Origin of the sequence: Synechococcus sp. CS-205 (assembly GCF_025128255.1) — a bacterium.
Lineage (GTDB): Bacteria > Cyanobacteriota > Cyanobacteriia > PCC-6307 > Cyanobiaceae > Regnicoccus_A.
Window position 1 is genome coordinate 1 of the sequence record NZ_JAHLZB010000016.1, and the last position, 16,885, is coordinate 16,885.

Annotated in this window: 18 protein-coding genes, 1 tRNA gene and 1 pseudogene; 10 read left to right on the top strand and 10 right to left on the bottom strand. The window is 67.1% G+C overall.

Annotated features, from left to right (window positions below):
- Nucleotides 1-155 precede the first annotated feature (155 nt).
- The 4 genes from KQ297_RS03760 to KQ297_RS03775 form a co-directional block, all read right to left on the bottom strand.
- Nucleotides 156-437: a nucleotidyltransferase domain-containing protein gene (locus KQ297_RS03760; protein WP_259738242.1), complete on the bottom strand. Its 282-nt coding sequence runs from the start codon at nt 435-437 to the stop codon at nt 156-158.
- Between the two features lie 207 nt (nt 438-644).
- Nucleotides 645-1,118 carry a hypothetical protein gene (locus tag KQ297_RS03765; protein ID WP_259738243.1) on the bottom strand — a complete coding sequence of 158 codons (474 nt, stop codon included), beginning with the start codon at nt 1,116-1,118 and terminating at the stop codon, nt 645-647.
- Between the two features lie 167 nt (nt 1,119-1,285).
- Nucleotides 1,286-1,358, bottom strand: a tRNA-Ile gene (locus KQ297_RS03770).
- Nucleotides 1,359-1,374: 16 nt separating this feature from the next.
- Entirely contained in the window at nt 1,375-1,962 is a 588-nt protein-coding gene (locus KQ297_RS03775; protein ID WP_259738244.1) for an occludin/ELL family protein, read from the bottom strand.
- Nucleotides 1,963-2,146: 184 nt separating this feature from the next.
- On the opposite strand from KQ297_RS03775, the gene pyrE reads away from it, so the two are divergent.
- Both pyrE and KQ297_RS03785 read left to right on the top strand, forming a co-directional pair.
- The gene (gene pyrE / locus KQ297_RS03780; RefSeq protein WP_259738245.1) at nt 2,147-2,776 is read left to right on the top strand and encodes an orotate phosphoribosyltransferase; all 630 of its coding nucleotides are present in this window, start codon (nt 2,147-2,149) and stop codon (nt 2,774-2,776) included.
- Between the two features lie 19 nt (nt 2,777-2,795).
- Nucleotides 2,796-3,725, top strand: coding sequence for a folate-binding protein YgfZ (locus KQ297_RS03785; RefSeq protein ID WP_259738246.1), 930 nt, complete (start codon nt 2,796-2,798; stop codon nt 3,723-3,725).
- Here KQ297_RS03785 and KQ297_RS03790 read toward each other — a convergent pair.
- Entirely contained in the window at nt 3,614-5,206 is a 1,593-nt protein-coding gene (locus KQ297_RS03790; protein WP_259738247.1) for a TM0106 family RecB-like putative nuclease, read from the bottom strand. The genes KQ297_RS03785 and KQ297_RS03790 overlap by 112 nt on opposite strands.
- Before the next feature lie 102 nt (nt 5,207-5,308).
- Here KQ297_RS03790 and KQ297_RS03795 point away from each other — a divergent pair, with 102 nt between their 5' ends.
- From KQ297_RS03795 to KQ297_RS03805, 3 genes are all read left to right on the top strand, one after another.
- The gene (locus tag KQ297_RS03795; RefSeq protein WP_259738248.1) at nt 5,309-6,787 is read left to right on the top strand and encodes a phosphoglucomutase/phosphomannomutase family protein; all 1,479 of its coding nucleotides are present in this window, start codon (nt 5,309-5,311) and stop codon (nt 6,785-6,787) included.
- Nucleotides 6,784-7,422, top strand: coding sequence for an RdgB/HAM1 family non-canonical purine NTP pyrophosphatase (gene rdgB, locus KQ297_RS03800; RefSeq protein ID WP_259738249.1), 639 nt, complete (start codon nt 6,784-6,786; stop codon nt 7,420-7,422). The genes KQ297_RS03795 and rdgB overlap by 4 nt, the downstream gene beginning before the upstream one ends.
- Before the next feature lie 68 nt (nt 7,423-7,490).
- A complete protein-coding gene (locus tag KQ297_RS03805; RefSeq protein ID WP_259738250.1) occupies nt 7,491-8,591 on the top strand; it encodes an HAD family phosphatase in 1,101 nt (366 codons plus the stop codon).
- Here KQ297_RS03805 and KQ297_RS12750 read toward each other — a convergent pair.
- A pseudogene (locus KQ297_RS12750) lies at nt 8,556-9,620 on the bottom strand (hypothetical protein); the annotation flags it as partial. The gene KQ297_RS03805 and the pseudogene KQ297_RS12750 sit on opposite strands and share 36 nt — an antisense overlap.
- Here KQ297_RS12750 and KQ297_RS03815 point away from each other — a divergent pair.
- Nucleotides 9,574-11,076, top strand: a complete 1,503-nt coding sequence (locus KQ297_RS03815) for an arylsulfatase (RefSeq protein WP_259738251.1) — start codon at nt 9,574-9,576, stop codon at nt 11,074-11,076. The pseudogene KQ297_RS12750 and the gene KQ297_RS03815 sit on opposite strands and share 47 nt — an antisense overlap.
- A 49-nt stretch (nt 11,077-11,125) precedes the next feature.
- Here KQ297_RS03815 and KQ297_RS03820 read toward each other — a convergent pair whose 3' ends face one another.
- A complete protein-coding gene (locus KQ297_RS03820; protein WP_259738252.1) occupies nt 11,126-12,358 on the bottom strand; it encodes a class I SAM-dependent methyltransferase in 1,233 nt (410 codons plus the stop codon).
- Between the two features lie 303 nt (nt 12,359-12,661).
- On the opposite strand from KQ297_RS03820, the gene KQ297_RS03825 reads away from it, so the two are divergent.
- Genes KQ297_RS03825 through KQ297_RS03840 form a run of 4 tightly spaced genes read left to right on the top strand, consistent with a single transcriptional unit; the run spans nt 12,662 to nt 15,341 of the window.
- Nucleotides 12,662-13,663: a formylglycine-generating enzyme family protein gene (locus tag KQ297_RS03825; protein WP_399251137.1), complete on the top strand. Its 1,002-nt coding sequence runs from the start codon at nt 12,662-12,664 to the stop codon at nt 13,661-13,663.
- A gap of 3 nt (nt 13,664-13,666) precedes the next feature.
- Nucleotides 13,667-14,065, top strand: a complete 399-nt coding sequence (locus KQ297_RS03830; protein ID WP_259738253.1) for a DUF1622 domain-containing protein — start codon at nt 13,667-13,669, stop codon at nt 14,063-14,065.
- Entirely contained in the window at nt 14,065-14,451 is a 387-nt protein-coding gene (locus tag KQ297_RS03835; RefSeq protein ID WP_259738254.1) for a YidH family protein, read from the top strand. The genes KQ297_RS03830 and KQ297_RS03835 overlap by 1 nt, the downstream gene beginning before the upstream one ends.
- Nucleotides 14,452-14,456: 5 nt before the next feature.
- Nucleotides 14,457-15,341: a sodium dependent transporter gene (locus KQ297_RS03840; RefSeq protein WP_259738255.1), complete on the top strand. Its 885-nt coding sequence runs from the start codon at nt 14,457-14,459 to the stop codon at nt 15,339-15,341.
- Between the two features lie 73 nt (nt 15,342-15,414).
- Here KQ297_RS03840 and KQ297_RS03845 read toward each other — a convergent pair whose 3' ends face one another.
- The 3 genes from KQ297_RS03845 to KQ297_RS03855 form a co-directional block, all read right to left on the bottom strand.
- On the bottom strand, nt 15,415-15,624 hold the full coding sequence (locus KQ297_RS03845; protein WP_259738256.1) for a hypothetical protein: 210 nt from the start codon (nt 15,622-15,624) through the stop codon (nt 15,415-15,417).
- A 33-nt stretch (nt 15,625-15,657) separates the two neighbouring features.
- Nucleotides 15,658-15,936: a hypothetical protein gene (locus KQ297_RS03850; protein ID WP_259738257.1), complete on the bottom strand. Its 279-nt coding sequence runs from the start codon at nt 15,934-15,936 to the stop codon at nt 15,658-15,660.
- A gap of 428 nt (nt 15,937-16,364) precedes the next feature.
- Nucleotides 16,365-16,865 (bottom strand): hypothetical protein, encoded by a 501-nt coding sequence (locus KQ297_RS03855; protein ID WP_259738258.1) that lies wholly within the window; start codon nt 16,863-16,865, stop codon nt 16,365-16,367.
- Nucleotides 16,866-16,885 lie beyond the last annotated feature (20 nt).

Consider the following 16,885-nt stretch of genomic DNA (forward strand, 5'->3'; position numbering starts at 1 on the left):
CCTCAACCTGTTGCGGCTGGCTGGATTTCAGTCGATCAGGGCCGGCATGCAGGCGGTGATGCACGACATCACGGCGTTGCTGGAGATGGCAATGCGCCAACCCGACCCGAATCCGTGCTGAAACTTTGAATCAGCCCTGGGTAGGAGGGGCTCATTCAGGTCGTCGTGAAATCTGGCCAAGGCGAGCGGCGGTAGAACACCTGCCCCACCCGCTGGATATGGTCGATCAACTCGGGGGATTGCAGCGAAGCCTGCAGCGAAAGATCGAAGCGCCAGGGCAGCAGCAGATCGTCGAGGGCGTCACCCGCAAGGGTGAGGTCGATGTCGGAGCCGGGGCGATGGCGGCCGAGGGCGCGGGATCCGTAGAGGGTGGCCTGGATCTGCTGCACGGCGGCGGCAGGAAGTCCATGGGTGGCAGCAGCCGCAGAGCGTGTCATGGCTGGGCCTGTCATGGGGTCAGAGCAGGGAGGCAGTCCCCTGCCTGGCCTGTCTGGATTCGGCAGCAAGCTTGTCGATGACCCCCAGCGGCTATGAGCTGCGAATCGAGCGCGTTGGCGGCAATCCTCAGCAGGGATCGAGATCAAACTGTTCTGTCGCAGCTTGGTCGCCAGTGGGCCATGAGAATCCACCGAACAAATCAGACCTCACTGACCCATCCAGGATGATCCAATCCGCTGCGAGTTGGAATCGAGTTCAATCGTCGTCGTAACGGTAACGGCCGCGCCCACGTCGGTAGTTTTTTTCTGTTGCTGATAGCGCTGCCCGTAGGTGTCGTTGTACCAGCTGTCCCGTACGAAATAAACGGGCCTGTTGCAGGATCCGTAGCGCTGGCAATATTTTCCCCAGTTCTTGGCGTGGCCGGGCGGCACCCGCAGGTAGATCGGCTGAACAGTTCGACCCGAATCCCAGGCCCTGTAGCCGGGTTGAATGATCCGCGGCTGCGGGTAGAGCAGCTGGTTGAGACCGATGCCGTAGGGCTGAACGGGTCCGTAGTACCCGGGCTGGCCCAGCTGGATGGTGATTCCCACCTGGGCATCAGCGGGGACGGCACTCAGGCCTGCTGCCAGCCCTGCAGCACACAGAAGAGCTGGTCTGAGGCTGCGGCGCAGGCCTTTCATGGTTCCTGGGTGACTACGTCTTCAGATCCATGGTGGCAAGAAACCACGGCTGCATGAAGGGCAGGAGGCTTACCGGGTCCAAGGAGATGTGACCAGGTCTGACCGCCGTTGGAAACAGTGGACAACGCAGGCCCGCTGAGTCGAAGGTCCACCCTCTGAAGCTGAAATGGGGGTCGCGAGGATCGAACTCGCCTCAGGCGGATTATGAGCCCGCTGCATTCACCAGATTGCTAGACCCCCGGGCCAAATCCTGGCTTCACCAGAGACCGCGCACTGGCGCAGTCTGCACAGGGAAGGACGTGGGGAAGTCGTTCACCCCAGGCTGGGCGACCTGGACCGGCACCGTGGTGGGGGCCACCTGCAGGCTGGAGGAGAAGATCGAGGGCAGGTCGGCGTCGCGAAACGGCATCGGTGCGCTCTGCTCTTCCAGCAGGGCGGCCGTGGTGTTGCCGATGGCCGAGGAATCCCAGACGATGGCCTGCTCGGGGAAGCCGAACCCCATCACGCGGTTGCCCTGGGGACCGCCCATCGCGATGCCCAGGATGTCGGTGATCTGGTTGGTGAGGCTGACCCCGCGGGCAAAGGTGGAGCGCCAGGTGTAGGCACGCTGCTCAAACAGTTCGGCCGTGGTCTGAACCTCACCGCAGCGGGTGACCTCCACCGGGGCACTGGGCGGCCGGGTGCTGTTGCCGGTGCCGGCCAGGGGAGCCTCGAGGGTGGTGGTGCAGACCACAGGGCCGGCCTGCGCCGGCCTGGCGGGGAGCAGCCCCAGCAGCACCCCGGAGGCGAGGGCACCAGCCGCCAGGGCGGCCGGGTGAGCAATCGGGGAGGCGGCGGGAGTCATGGCTCGGGGCTGTTCACGGAGCAGTGGGCCGGCTGTATCCGGAAGGCAGACAGGGCCTGGAGGGCCGATGGCGCCCGGATGCTTGGCACATCCTGATCATCCCGCAAACTAGGTGGTTGGGTCGTGTTTTGCCAGGGACTTCGGCCGAGGCGCACCCGCCACCCCTGCTTCCTCCTCCGCTGCGATGCCACCGACCCCCAGCACCAGTCCCAGCACCGCGGGAGCGCGCGTAGCGGCCCTTCCCACCACGGCCGGGGAGAACCGGCAGCTGCTGCTCGAACTGCTGGCCACCAGGGCCTACCGCCACGGGGAGTTCACCCTGGCGTCCGGACGACGCAGCAACCACTACGTCAACTGCAAACCCGTGAGCCTGAGCGGCTTCGGGCTGGCCCTGCTGGCCACTGCTCTGCTGCAACACGTGGACGAGGGCGCCGCGGCCGTGGCCGGCCTCACCCTCGGCGCCGATCCCCTGGTCAGTGGCGTGGCGATGGCTGCGGCCCAGGCCGGCCTGCCCCTTGATGCCCTGATCGTGCGCAAGCAGGCCAAGGGGCACGGCACCGGCGCCTGGCTGGAGGGGCCCCTGCCCGCCACCGGATCCCGGATCACCGTGCTGGAAGACGTGGTGACCACAGGGGGCTCCTCCCTCAAGGCCGTGGAGCAGCTGCGCCAGGCCGGTTACCGGGTGGATCGGGTGGTCACGATCGTCGATCGCCAGGAAGGAGGGCACGAGGCGATGACGGCAGCCGGACTGGAGCTGCGCAGCCTGTACCTGCTCGAGGAGATCGCCGCCACGGCAGGGAATTTGCAAGGGTGAGCGCACCGCTTCCCCTGCCATGCCCCTGACCGCCACCCCCGTCTCAGCCCCCTGGGACTGGCAGCCGGCCACCCCCTGCCGCTGGGAGCAACCCGTCAGCCTGATCCGCCTCAAAGGCCCCGACACCCTGCGCTTCCTGCATGGCCAGAGCAGCCAGGACCTGGAGCGGGCACGGCCTGGTGAGTGCCTGGCCACCTGCTGCCTCACCCCCACCGGCCGGGTGCGTGGACTGGCTGACGTGCTCGTGGATGCCGGCGGAGCCTGGCTGGTGATCAGCGCCGGCGAAGGGGCCGCGATCCATCAGGCTCTCGACCGGGTGCTCTTTCCGGCCGATCAGGTGAGCCTGGGACCGGTGCAGACCGGAAGGCTGATCACTCTGGAGGGAGCAGAGCCCGCGGCAGAGTCCGCCGCGGGCTGGTGGCTGCCCGGAGGCCGACTGCTGCTCCCCGATGGGACTGCACTCCCGGCCGAGCTCGAGGCCGTCCCGGCCCTGGGAGCGATCGAGAGCGAGCGCTGGCGCCTGAGCCAGGGCCGGCCGGTGGCCCCCAATGAAGTCAGCGACGAGGTGAATCCGTTCGAGCTCGGACTGGCGGATCGGGTGAGCCTGAACAAGGGCTGCTACGTGGGCCAGGAAACCCTCGCCAAGCTGGCCACCTACGACGGCGTCAAGCAGCAGCTTCGGCGGTGGTTCACGGTGGGCCCGGCCGCGGGCCTGGCCGTGGGAACGGCGCTGCTCACCACCAGCGGTGAGCGGGCCGGCCGGATCACCTCCAGCCTGCGGCTGGGCGGGGAGGCCGAGGGCTCGAGCCTCTGGCTGGGACTGGCCCTGGTGCGGCGTCAGGCCCTGGCGGACCCCCAGCTGGTGACCGGCGAGGGGATCACCCTGGAGGTCTCGGTGCCCACCGGGGTGGTGGCGCCGCCGGTGGGGGCGGGAAGCGCGGCGTCCTGAGCGAGCAGCCAGCTGGCCACCGCCCAGGTGGCCCGTCCGTCGTCGTGGTTGTAGCGGAAGATCCGGCGCAGCCCATGCAGGCTGCCGCGGCCGGCCGGAGTGCCATCCCCGCGCCACTGGCGCCACCAGAGCAGGCAGCGGGCCCCATCCACCCCCTTCTGGCTCCAGGCGAAGCCCAACCAGCCGGCCACGGCCTTGAGGCCGTAGCTGTTCACCGGCAGCAGCCAGTGGCGCCGCAGCCGCTGGTGCAGATCCACCAGGCGTCGGCGCAGAGCCGCCAGCTCACGCTCGCTGGCCCCCTGGCGCTGGGCCAGGCGCACCAGGGCGATCGACTCGGTTTCGCCGTAGTGGAGCACGGGCCAGTCGGCCGGTGTGGCGGCCAGCAGCCGGCGCAGGCGCCGCCAGAGCCTGGCCTCGCCGTGCTCGTGCAGGGCCAGCAACGGGCGGTAGCTGCCGATGTCAGCCGTCTGCCAGTCGGGCCAGCGGCCGTCGGCACCCCGCTCGATGCGCAGGAAGCCGTGCAGGAAGTCGTCGCGGGCATCGGGGTCGGATTCGATGTCGTACACGAGCACCCCAGCGGCCGTGCGCAGCTCGGGCAGGGCCATGGCCGCCTGAGCGGGCTCCACGGGCAGCCGCAGAGGTTCCCCCCGCTGCTGCACGCGGGCCTGGGCCACCAGCCGCGCCGCCACCTCGCGGTGCTGCTCCCCATGCACCTCGAGCGCATCGGCCAGGGCCTCGGGATCGGCGCCGGCCAGGGCGCTGAGCTGGGGCAGGCCGAGCTCGATCAGCAACTCACGGCGCTTGGCGCCGATGCCGCTCACCTCGCTGAGGTGCCCCTGCAGGGCCGCTTCGCGGTCGCAGAAGCCGCGCCAGGAGCAGAGCACGCACTTCTTGCGGTCACTCACCAGCGGTGGTGGCTGGGGGCGCTCCAGATCCGCCGCCAGCTTGGGCAGCGCCTCCTGCAGCTGGCGCTGCAATCCCTCCCCCAGGGCCAGCCGCTCCCGCTCCAGGCGCCCGGAGCCTGCCGCCACCACCAGGCCATGGCTGACCGGTCCCTGCTGCCAACCCGCGAGCAGCTGACCCCACAGCCCCATCACCAGCCGGTGTTCGCGGGTGAGGCGACGGCCCTGACGGGCCATCACGGGCTGGTAGGCGTAGGCCCCCCAGCGGCTCTCCCCACTGGTGCGCCGCAACAGCGGTGGATGGCCCTCCAGCGCCAGGCCTGCGGGGCCGCTGCCCCGCAGGCGCACCCCCACCACCGCCGGTGCCCCGGCGGCGCAGGCGGCTGCACCGGCCTGGGGGCGCCGTTCCAGCAGGCTCACGAAACAGCGCTGCTGGTCGTCGAGCTGGAGGGCCCGGTGAGCATTCCAGAGCCTCTGGCCGGGATCTCCATAGCGGTCGAGCCAGGCCCGTCGCCGGCATCGCAACCAGCTGCGCAGCAACCGGTCGGTCAACAGCCGGTTGGAGGGTTCAGCGGGCATGGCGGCAGGCTACGGCGGGCGGTGGTCTGCCGCCAGGCCGGCACCTGCTCGAACCCAGGCAGGCCGTCCGGCTGCTACGAGCTACTCAATGCCGCTGCCCCCATGGCTTCTGCCCCCCTGCCCCTGGAGCCCAGTCCCATCCGTTTCGGCACCGATGGCTGGCGCGGCATCCTCGGCGTCGATGTGACCCTTGAACGGCTGCTGGTGGTGGCCGCGGCAGCGGCCCGTGAGCTGGAGCGTGCGGCCCCGGCACAGCTGAACAGCCGGGAGGTGGTGATCGGCTACGACCGCCGCTTCTTGGCACCGGAGCTGGCTGAGGCCATCGCCAGCGCCGTGCGCGGGGCCGATCTCGAGCCTGTGCTCACCGAGTCGGCCGTGCCCACGCCCGCCTGCAGCTGGGCCGTGGTGGAGCGGAGCGCTCTGGGGGCCCTGGTGATCACCGCCAGCCACAACCCGCCGGAGTGGATCGGCCTGAAGATCAAAGGGCACTTCGGCGGCTCTGTGGAGAAGGCCTTCACCGCCGCGGTGGAGAGGCGGCTGGAGGCGGGGGGCATCACCGTGCCGATCCCCGGCGACACGCCCCGATTCGATGGCTGGGGCGGTTACCTGGACGGTCTGCGTCAGCTGGTGGACACCAGCGCCCTGAGCCGGGGCCTGGAGGCGATGGGGCTGCGGGTGATCGTCGATCCCATGCACGGCTCCGCGGCCGGCGGGCTGCCGGCGCTGCTGGCAGCCGGTTCAGGCCCCAGCGCCCGGGATGGCTGCATCGAGGAGATCCGCTCCTGGCGCGATCCGCTCTTCGGCGGCCACCCGCCCGAACCCCTGGCGCCCTACCTGCAGGAGCTGATCGCAGCCGTCCGCGCCAGCGGCGAGGCCGGCCGGCCGGCGGTGGGCATCGTCTTCGACGGCGACGGCGACCGCATCGCCGCCATCGATGAACGCGGCCGCTACTGCAGCACCCAGCTGCTGATGCCCCTGCTGATCGATCACCTCGCCCGGGCGCGGGCCCTGCCGGGCGCCGTGATCAAGACCGTGAGCGGCTCCGACCTGATGCAGCTGGTGGCCGAGGGTCTGGGACGGTCGGTGATCGAGAAGCCCGTGGGCTTCAAGTACATCGCCAGCGAAATGATCGCCGGTGGGGTGCTGGTGGGTGGCGAGGAATCGGGCGGGGTGGGATTCGGCCTGCACCTGCCCGAGCGGGATGCCCTGTTCGCCGCCCTGCTGGTGCTGGAGGCCCTGGTGGAGGGCGGCCTGCCCCTGGGGGAGCGCCTCGATCGGCTGCAGGCCGCCCATGGCGGGGCCAGCGCCTACGACCGGCTCGACCTGCGCCTGAAGGACATGGCCAGTCGGGAGCGGCTGGAGCACCAGCTGGCGCAGGATCCCCCCGGCAGCGTGGCCGGCTGGCCGGTGCAGGAGGTGGTGAGCACCGACGGGGTGAAGCTGCGCCTCGGCGCCAGCCACTGGCTGATGCTGCGCTTCTCGGGCACCGAACCGCTGCTTCGTCTCTACAGCGAGGCTCCGAGCCGCGAGCGGGTGAGCGAGATCCTGGCGTGGGCTCGGCAGTTCGCTGAAGCGGCATGAGCATGCCCGGCCCACACCCCACGGCGAGGGTGCTGGTGATTGCCAGCGGCAACGCCGGCAAGCTGCGGGAATTCAAGGCCGCGCTGGCCTCGGCGGGCCCGGGACTGGAACTGGAGGTCCTGCCGCAGCCAAGGGGGCTTGAGGTGGACGAAACCGGCGACAGCTTCGCGGCCAACGCCCGCCTCAAGGCCGAAGCCGTGGCCAGGATCACCGGGCACTGGGCCCTGGCCGACGATTCCGGCCTCAGCGTGGACGCCCTCGGCGGGGCGCCCGGCATCCACTCCGCCCGCTACGCCCCCAGCGACCCTGAGCGAATTGCCCGCTTGCTGGAGGAGCTGGCAGGCGAAAGCAACCGGCGGGCCCGGTTCACAGCCGCCCTGGCTGTTGCCGACCCCGCAGGCCACACCGTGCTGGAGGTGGAGGGGGTCTGCGCGGGAGAGATCCTGAACGCCCCCCGCGGAGATGGTGGCTTCGGTTACGACCCGGTGTTCCTGGTGCCGGAAGCGGGCCTGAGCTTCGCCCAGATGCCCTCCGAACTCAAGGGGCGCCTGGGGCATCGCGGCCGGGCCCTGGAGGCCCTGCTGCCGCAGCTGCAGCGGCTGTTCACTGACCCCGGGAGCAGAGCCGAATGCTGAGGCGGGTCGTGGCGACAGCGGCGGAAAGCCTTCTCGCCCTGATGATGGTCCCCCCTTTGGCCCCCGCCATGGCCAGCGAGCTCCTCCCCTCCTGGCGCGACGGTGCCACCAGAGCCCGGATCCTGGACTTCATCGCCAGCGTCAGCCAGGAAGGAGGAGAGAACTATGTGCCCCCCGAGGAGCGCATCGCCGTCTTCGACAACGACGGCACGCTCTGGTCGGAGCAGCCGATGTACGTGCAGCTGGCCTTCGCGATCGAGCGGGCCCGCGCCATGGTGGCCCAGCAACCGGAGCTCGCCACCAATCCGATCATCGCCGCGGCGGCCGCGGCCGGTAACGGGGATGCCGTGCTCACCATGGGCATCAAGGGTCTGCTGGATCTGGTGGGACTCACCCATGCCGGCATGAGCACCGACGTGTTCCACGACCTGGTGCGCGAGTGGCTGAATGGCGCCTGCCACCCGACCCTGCAGCGGCCCTACACCGCCCTGGCCTACCAGCCGATGCTGGAGCTGCTGGACCACCTGCGTGCCAACGGCTTCCGCACCTACATCGTTTCGGCGGGTGGCGAGGCCTTCATGCGGGTGTTCGCCGAGGAGGTCTATGGAATTCCCCCGGAGCAGGTGATCGGCTCCAGCGTCGGCACCATCTACGCCATCCGCGGCGGCTTGCCGGTGATCCTGCGCCAGGGCGAGGTGCAGACGGTCGCCGATCGGGCCAAGAAACCGGTCCTGATCGAGCAGCTGATCGGCCGCAGGCCGATCGCCGCCTTCGGCAACTCCGACGGTGATTTCGAGATGCTGGAGTGGACCACCAGCCTGCCGGGGCCACGCCTGGGGGTGATTGTTCACCACGACGACCCGGAGCGGGAGGTGGCCTACGACCGCCAATCAGCCTTCGGCCATCTGGATCGGGCGTTGCGTGAAGCCCCGCGGCAGGGCTGGACGGTGGTGAGCATGCGCGACGACTGGGCCACGGTGTTCGCGGCCCCTTCAGCGTCAGCAGGATCCGACGGAGAGGCGGTCAACCGCTGTGCCGTGCCCCCCGGCCAGGACGGTGGGGCTGAGCCGGCGGGAGAGCGTGGCACTGGGGAGCTCCCCAAACAGCCGGCGGTAATCCCGGGCGAAGTGCCCCGGATTGAGGAAGCCCCAGGAGGCCGCCAGCCCTGAGATCGTGATCGCGCCAGGCACTGCCTCCATCAGCCCACGGCGGACGGCATGCAGGCGCCGCAGCTTGAAATAGGCCATCGGGCCCATGCCCAGGTGCTCCTTGAACCCAAGGATCAGGCTGCGCCGTCCGACATACACCTGACGGCAGAGGCCATCCAGGCTGACCGGTTCAAGGGGGTGCTCCTCCACCCACTGCTGCAGCTGCTTGACCAGTTCGATCCGCGCCGGCGGGCTGTCGGGCCCGCCCCGCTGCCTGAAGCCTTGCTCCAGTACGTCAACGAGCAGAGGCAACAGATCACCACCAGCTCCATCCAGTGCCGGCGGCGACACGGCCGGCACTGGGGGCGTCTCTGCCTGGAGGGGCAACAGCTTGAGCAACCGGCGCTGGAACTGCGCGCGGCTGTCGGCATCGATGGGCAGGCAATTGGAGCGGAAGGGCGCCGATTCCAGATCAAGGTCCCCCTGGCCGCTGCTCCAGCGCGTCAGGGTGCTGGGGGTCAGCATCACCACCGCCAGATCCATCTGCTCAGGAGTGGAGAGGTGGACCTCCGCCCGGGGGTCAAGACCGAACAGCAGATCAGGGCCGATGGTGGTGCCGTGGGCGCGCAGAGGGGCGCCGCCGACGGAGGGCAGAAGGTTCAGACAGACCAGGCGTTGATCCAGGGGCTTGGATCCGGCGAAGTGCAAACAACGGTTGGCCTGAAGGCGCAGCAAGCACAGTGGACCGAGCCGGCGGATGACGAGGTTGCCGCTGAGGCGGCCGTTGGAGAGCTGGAGCAGACGCAGATCCAGCCCCGCCTCCTGCAGCTGAGTTTCCAGTTGCTCAACAGCCTCGAACCTGTGGAGCGGAGCCATCGCCCCTTGCACTTTCCGAGTGGCCCCAGCCTGCCATGGGCGGCATGTTGTGGGTAAGTTCCTCCGTGTGCCGGAGCTGGAAACCCGTCCAGCGCCAGGCCCGCAGCCAACACAGGCCCCACCTCCCATGCCCAACGGAAAGCCCAACGTCCTGATCCTCTGGGGCGACGACATCGGCCAGAGCAACCTCAGCTGCTACAGCGATGGGCTGATGGGGTACCAGACCCCCAACATCGACCGGGTGGCCAAAGAGGGAGCCCGCTTCATCCACTACTACGCCGAGCAGAGCTGCACCGCCGGCCGGGCAGCGTTCATCTCCGGCCAGAGCGTGCTCCGCACCGGCCTCAGCAAGGTGGGTCTGCCCGGCGCCAAGGTGGGCTACCAGGACGAGGATCCCACCATCGCCGAGCTGCTCAAGCCCCAGGGCTACCGCACCGGTCAGTTCGGCAAGAACCACTTCGGGGATCGGGATGAATACCTGCCCACGATGCACGGCTTCGACGAATTCTTCGGCAACCTCTATCACCTCAATGCCGAAGAAGAGCCGGAGCTGCGCGACTATCCCCCCGAAGCTGATTATCCCAACTTACGCAAGAACTTCGGTCCCCGCGGCGTGTTGCACTGCTGGGCCAATGGCGACGGCACCCAGCGGATCGAGAACACCGGCCCGCTGACCAGGAAGCGGATGGAGACGGCCGATGATGAGTTCATGAAGGAGGCCAAGCGCTTCATCAGGGATGCGGTGGCCTCCGGCGAGCCCTTCTTCGTGTGGTTCAACACCACCCACATGCACTTCCGCACCCATGCCAGGCCGCAGGACATCGGCCAGTCGGGGCGTTGGCAGTCGGAGTATCACGACGTGATGATCTATCACGACAACTGCATCGGCCAGATGCTCGACCTGCTCGATGAGCTGGGCATCAGCGACGACACGATCGTGATGTACAGCACTGACAACGGCCCGCACATGAACAGCTGGCCCGATGCCGGCATGACCCCCTTCCGCAACGAGAAGAATTCCAACTGGGAAGGGGCCTACCGGGTGCCGTGCCTGGTGCGATGGCCCGGCCACATTGAAGCCGGCACCCTGCTGACCGGCATCGTCAGCCATCTCGACTGGCTGCCCACCATCCTGGCGGCCGCCGGCGAACCGGAGATCAAGCAGAAGTGCCTCGAGGGTTACCAGGCGGGCAGCAAGACCTTCAAGGTGCACCTGGATGGCTACAACATGCTCGACTACTGGACCGGGAAGACGGACAAGAGCCCACGGATCGACTTCTTCTACTTCTCCGACGACGGTGACCTCACCGCCCTGCGCTACGACAACTGGAAGTTCGTGTTTATGGAGCAACGCTGCGCCGGCACGCTTCGGATCTGGGCCGAACCCTTCACGGAGTTGCGGGTCCCCAAGATCTTCAATCTGCTCACTGATCCCTACGAGCGGGCCGACATTACATCCAACACCTACTATGACTGGCTGATGGATCATGTCTTCCTGCTGGTTCCAGCTCAGGCAAGGGTGGCTCAGGCCCTGGAGACCCTTAAAGCCTTCCCGCCCCGCCAGAAGGCAGCCAGCTTCACGGTGAGCGATGCGATCGAGAAGATGACGGCAACCCTCGGCAGTTCCTGAAGCCAGCCTCTCCAGCCCCCCCCTTGCCCCGGGGGGCTCCGATGACCGATCAGACAAGAGATGCATCAAACACAACCTGGTCATATTGCCAAAGCTTCTTGAAGAAGCTCAGGGCTCTCTTCTCGCTGATCGCAGTTGCACAACTCCCCACAATCTCAGCAAGATTGCGTTCTCCGTCGATGGCGGAGAGAAGCCTGTCTTGATCCTTGTCGACAGGAAGAATCAGGTCGGGGAAGGTGTGAGCACGGTTGATCAGCACGGCAACGGCACCGGCCGGCAGCCGCTCGCGGACCGTGACGGTCCAAGGAACCCGCATGGGGATGAGATGGTGCCAGTGGTGGCGTCGGCGCGAGGAAGGCTTGCTGTCGAAGGGATCCCAGGGAAGCTCCGCGCCGCCATCCTGCCGATAGGCGGTGAAATGGTGCTTGGTGATCGTGCCTCGCCACAGCTCCACGGCGGCATGCTGGGCAGGAGCGGGGAGCCGACCGAGGAGGGCGGCATGGGGCGTGGCAGCCAGGGCCCCACACTGCGGCAGATAGGGAGCCTGATCCACCCAGCGCCCGAAGCGAACACCACAACGATCAAGCCACGCCTGCACTTGCGGCACGGTGTAGGCATGATCCTGGGGATGGAGAAGGGCGTCGGCGAGGGCATCGGGATGCAGGAAGTCCTTGCTGGTGCTCATCACGCTTGCGAGCGGATGCTGCGGAGGAAGTGCCTGCAATGTTTCGCTGAGCTGCTGGAGTTCCTGATCGGAGCTGCCGATGCCCAGCAACCGGCAGTAGTCCTGAAGCATGTAGAGGCCTGATCGGCCGTAAAAGGCATAGACCATCAGCTGCATAGCCCCATGGGGCTTCAGAACATCTCGCAGCGCCTTCAATCCTTGCTCGGGATCACTCAAGTGATGCAGCACACCGGTGCAGATGATCTGATCAAAATTCTGATTCAGTTCGCCAACGCGCTCGATCGGCAGACGATGCAGTTCCAGGTTGGCGATGCCATGCGTCTTCTGAAGTTTCTGGGTATGGGACAGGCTGGCTTCGCTGATGTCTATTCCCACTACCCTGGCCTCCGGCTCCCTCAGGGCAATGGCTGCGGCCTGAGAGGTGCCGCATCCGGCGACAAGAATCATGCGGACGGCCTGGTAGGTGAGGCTGGGCCAGAGCGTGTGAAACATCACTCTGCGCCTCATCGGGTCGCGATAGAGCGACTCAAGGTGATGGAGGTCCTTCGGAGGAGCCGGATAAGGGTGGCGCTCGTAGAAGCCGCGAACGTCAGTCATCGACGGATCCTAGTGGTCTTTCAGGCGATCGTTCGCTCTACAACCTTGTTCAGGGCAAGGCAGGCCGAGGCCTTCCGATCCAAGCCACCGATCACGGCTGCTGACTCGTGCCACGGGGAGAATGCCTATTTCCCCAGGGCATCACTTATCACATCATGCACGCGCCAAGCCAATGGTTTGTCTTGTTCAGCCGTGATACGCATCAGGCTGCAGCCCCATGTGTCAGATGGCAGAGATGACGTAGCTTTTCGCCTCCAGCAGGACCACACTGAAACGACATCTTGTTGTTGCCTGTCTTCCCTGATGGCTCCAGCTGGCGCCGCCCTGCCTCCCCCGATCGGCCGAAGCAGCCGCCCCCCCGGCCGGCCGCCGAGCCGGGACATGGTCTGGGTTCCGGGGGGCAACTTTTCCATGGGCTCCGACCACCACTACCCCGAGGAGGCCCCGGCCCACCGGGTGGCAGTGGAGGGCTTCTGGATCGACCGCGCGCCGGTGACCAACGCCCAGTTCCGCAAGTTCGTGAAGGCCACCGGTCACATGACCCTGGCCGAGCGGCCGGCGGATCCGGCGGCCTATCCCGATGCCCTGCCGGAGCTGCTGGCTCCATCATCGATCGTGTTCGTACCTCCGCCCGGACCGATCGGCACCGGCGACCCCTACCGCTGGTGGCAGTACCTGCAGGGGGCCAACTGGCGCCACCCGGAAGGCCCGGGCAGCTCGATCAAGAGCCGCGACCACCATCCCGTGGTGCATGTGGCCCATGAGGATGCCCTGGCCTACGCCGCCTGGGCCGGCAAGGCCCTGCCCAGCGAAGCCGAGTGGGAGCGGGCCGCCCGGGGCGGAGTGGAGGGGGCTGAGTTCGCCTGGGGGGAGGAGCTCCATCCGGGCGGCCGGCCGATGGCCAACACCTTTCAGGGGGACTTCCCGCACCACAACAGCCTGCTCGATGGCTGGGAGCGCACCTCGCCGGTGGGCAGCTTTCCGCCCAACGGCTACGGCCTGCTCGACATGATCGGCAATGTCTGGGAGTGGACCGACGACTGGTACGCCGGCTACGGCGCCATGGTGGCGGCCCACAAGCAGGCCGGGGGCTGCTGCACGATCGAGTACCCCCGCGGTGCCTCGCGGCAGGAGAGCATCGACGCCAGCTCCCAGCACGGCACCATCCCGCGCAAGGTGGTGAAGGGCGGTTCGTTTCTGTGTGCCCCCAGTTACTGCCGCCGCTACCGCCCTGCCGCCCGGATGGCCCAGGGCATCGACACCTCCACCTGCCACATGGGCTTTCGTTGCATCGTGAGGAGCTGAACCGTGCCTGCTGTCCTCTTCACGGAGTTGCTCGAGCTGGTCGCCGGGGGTTTGCGGCTGCTGCTGGAAGGCGTCTCCGTTGTCTGTGTGGCCATCGGGTTCCTTGTCACCCTGCGTCAGAGTCTTCGCCTGCGTCGCAACGGCCAATCTCAGGGACGACCTTTCAACAGCACCCGGCTCACGTTCGGCAGCTGGCTGTCGATGGCGCTGGAATTCCAGCTGGCGGCCGACATCGTCGCCACCACCACGGCCCCTTCGAATGAGAATCTGATCAAGCTGGCGGTGGTGGCTGTGATTCGAACCTTTCTCAACGTCTTTCTCGGCCGCGAGGTGGAAGCCGAGCAGAAGCTGAAGGATGCCGAACGTGAGCGGACATCAGGCACTACAGCCACCTCATACTGATGGGAAATCTCAACAACGAACTGGCTAAAGAGCGCAATCGGGCCGCCGCCGAGCGCACGATGATGGCCTGGATCCGCACCTGCCTGTCACTGATCAGTTTCGGCTTCGGTCTCGACAAGATCATCGCCGCCATCAACCGCAGCCGCTTCGACGGCAGTGACCATGCCAGCATGAGCGTGCGTCTGGTGGCGATTGGCTTCGTTCTGATCGGAATTCTGGCCATGGCTGCAGCCACCCGGCAGCATCTGCGCACCCTCAAGCTGATTCGGCGCGACGACTTCGTCTATGTCGATCAGCGCTCGATCACCGTCTTCACGGCCATTGCCCTCACGATCATCGGCATAGCGGCCTTTGCCCTGCTGGTGACCGGTACCTCAGTCACCTAGCTCCCATGCCCCAGTCTGCAGCGCTGCTGGTCACGGCCACCATCGTGACGCTCATGTTCAGCCTTGGTCTGGGGCTGAAGGACTACCCGTTCGTGCTGCTGAGGGATCGCCCCGGCTTTCTCTGGCGCGTGGTGCTCGGCACCTGCCTGCTGGTGCCCCTGGCCGGGCTGCTGCTGGTGTTGCTGCCCTTGCAAGGGGTGCTGACACGGCCTGCCTGGGCAGCCATGGCCCTGATGCTGGTGTGTCCCAGCGCCCCGCTCATCCTGTTCCGGGTGCGCGGCAGTGGCGGCACCGCTGAGCTCGCGGCGCGGCTGCAGATCGCGGCGGCGCTGCTGGCCATCCTCACCATTCCCCTGATGGCGGTCGTGTTCAAGGCCAGCGTCGCCCTTAACGGGTGGGAGATCGACGGGTGGGAGATCCACCCGGCCCAGGTGGCGATGCAGGTGCTGCAGGTGCAGGTGCTGCCCGTGATCGCCGGCGTGCTTCTGGGGCAGTGGCAGCCGCAGCTGGCCCAGCGTTGCAGCCGTGCTCTCGGTGCCCTGGCCACCCTGCTGCTGCTGCTGATGCTGGTGGCGCTGCTGGTGATGAGCGGCAGGCAGCTGGTGCCCTTCCTCCAGCAGAACCTGCTGGCCCTGGCCGCGATGGCCGGCCTCAGCGCGCTCAGCGTGGCGGTCGGCTATGGCCTGGCCGGACGGGATCCGCTGGAGCGTCGAACGGTGGCGCTGGTGACGGGGATGCGCAACACGGGCCTGGCGGCTCAACTGGCCCTGACCTATCAACCAGGGATGCCTGAGCTGATTCCCGGCATCCTCTCTTATGTGTTGATCACCGTGATCGTCTCCACCCTGTTTCTGAAATGGCAAGAGCGGGAGATCACCGAAGTCGCGTGATCATTATTGACCATCAAGCAGGTCAACAACCAGACGCCAAGGGGTGCAGCGCTTCAAGGCAGGCTCCGGGCGATCAGACCGAACCGAAGGCCACCTGACAGACGGCGTTCAGCAGCTCGGCCTCGGAGGCATTGCCGGGTTGCTGGCCGTTGAGGGTGCCGGCCTTGCAGTCAGCCGTGATCTGGTAGTCGCCATCACCGGCTTTGACCAGGAAGGTCACTGAATCGTCGTTGGTGGGTTGGACTGATCCGTAGTACAGCTGGTAGTCGGTGTTCGGCACCACGATGTACTGTACTCCGTCTTGGTGGTCACGGCGTTATCGACGGACGAATTGATGATGGCGGCCGTCGCCAGCGTGGTGACGCCCCAGACCGCTGCACTCGCCCCCCACCAACCCCAGTTGGGCCGCGACCAACCTCCATACCAGCCGTGGTTCCAGGGACGGGCGTAGCCCCAGCCGGGCCGCGCCCAGCCCCCCCCGGTAGCGGTAACCACTGTTGTAGCGGCGCCAGTTGTTGTTCGCCCGGTTGTAGTTGTAGCCCCGGCTGCCGACACGGCGATCGAAATTTCGATTGACCGTTCGATTTCGATTCACATTTCGATTCACATTGCGGTTGACATTCCGGTTGACATTCCGGTTGACCGCTCGATTCCGATTCCGATTCACATTGCGGTTGATGTTGCCACTCCCGCTCCGGTAGGAGCGATTCAGCGAAGGTCCACCCCTCTGCCTCGACGTGTTGCTCCAGCCGCTTCGCGGTTTTCTCGAGCCGCGGTTGAGGCTGGAGCCTGAATTCCTGAAGCCACTTCTGCCCCTCGACGAGGATCCGCGGCTCCCTCCGCGACTCCGGCTTCCCCCACGACTCCGGCTCCCGCCGGAGCGCCTGCCGCCGCCCCTCTGGGCCAGCTGCTCGCTGGTGTCGAGGGCCGGGGGGACTGACTCCAAAGCCCCGTGGGAGGGGGTGGCCGGCAGGGCCATCACCGCGGCCAGCAGCACACCGAAAACTGAGAGGGGCCGTTTCATCAGTTCACCTCCTCACAGGCCTCGTCGTAGCAGCTGAGGTCGACCCGGCCATCCGCTCCGAATTTGACCCGAATCAGATCTCTCCCCTCGGTGGCCTCGGGCCGTTCCTCCACAACGCTGTTGAGATAATTGGCATTGACGACGCAGAGATCTCGGCCGTTGAAGCAGATGGTGTTGGTCGAGAACAAGGCACCCGCCGAGCTCAGATAGGTCCACGCCTTGCTCGCTGGATCCCAGAGGCTCATGCGGGTGGGGGTGCTGGTGATTTTGATGAGCTCCTCCTTCTCGCCGATCGTGTGGCGGTAGAGGGTGGCTCCCTCTTCATTGGTGGCCTCCACGCTGCAGGGCTGGGCCGGCCCACGCTTCAGGCTGCACTCCGTCTCGAGTTTGTAGAGCAGCTCCGAGCGAGCCGGTGCCGGAATTGCCGCCCAGCTCAGGAGCGTGGCCGCGGCCAGGGCAAGGGGAACAAAGGGTCCTGGAGATGGAACGTGGAGTTGCATGGCTGAAGAACTCCAAGTCA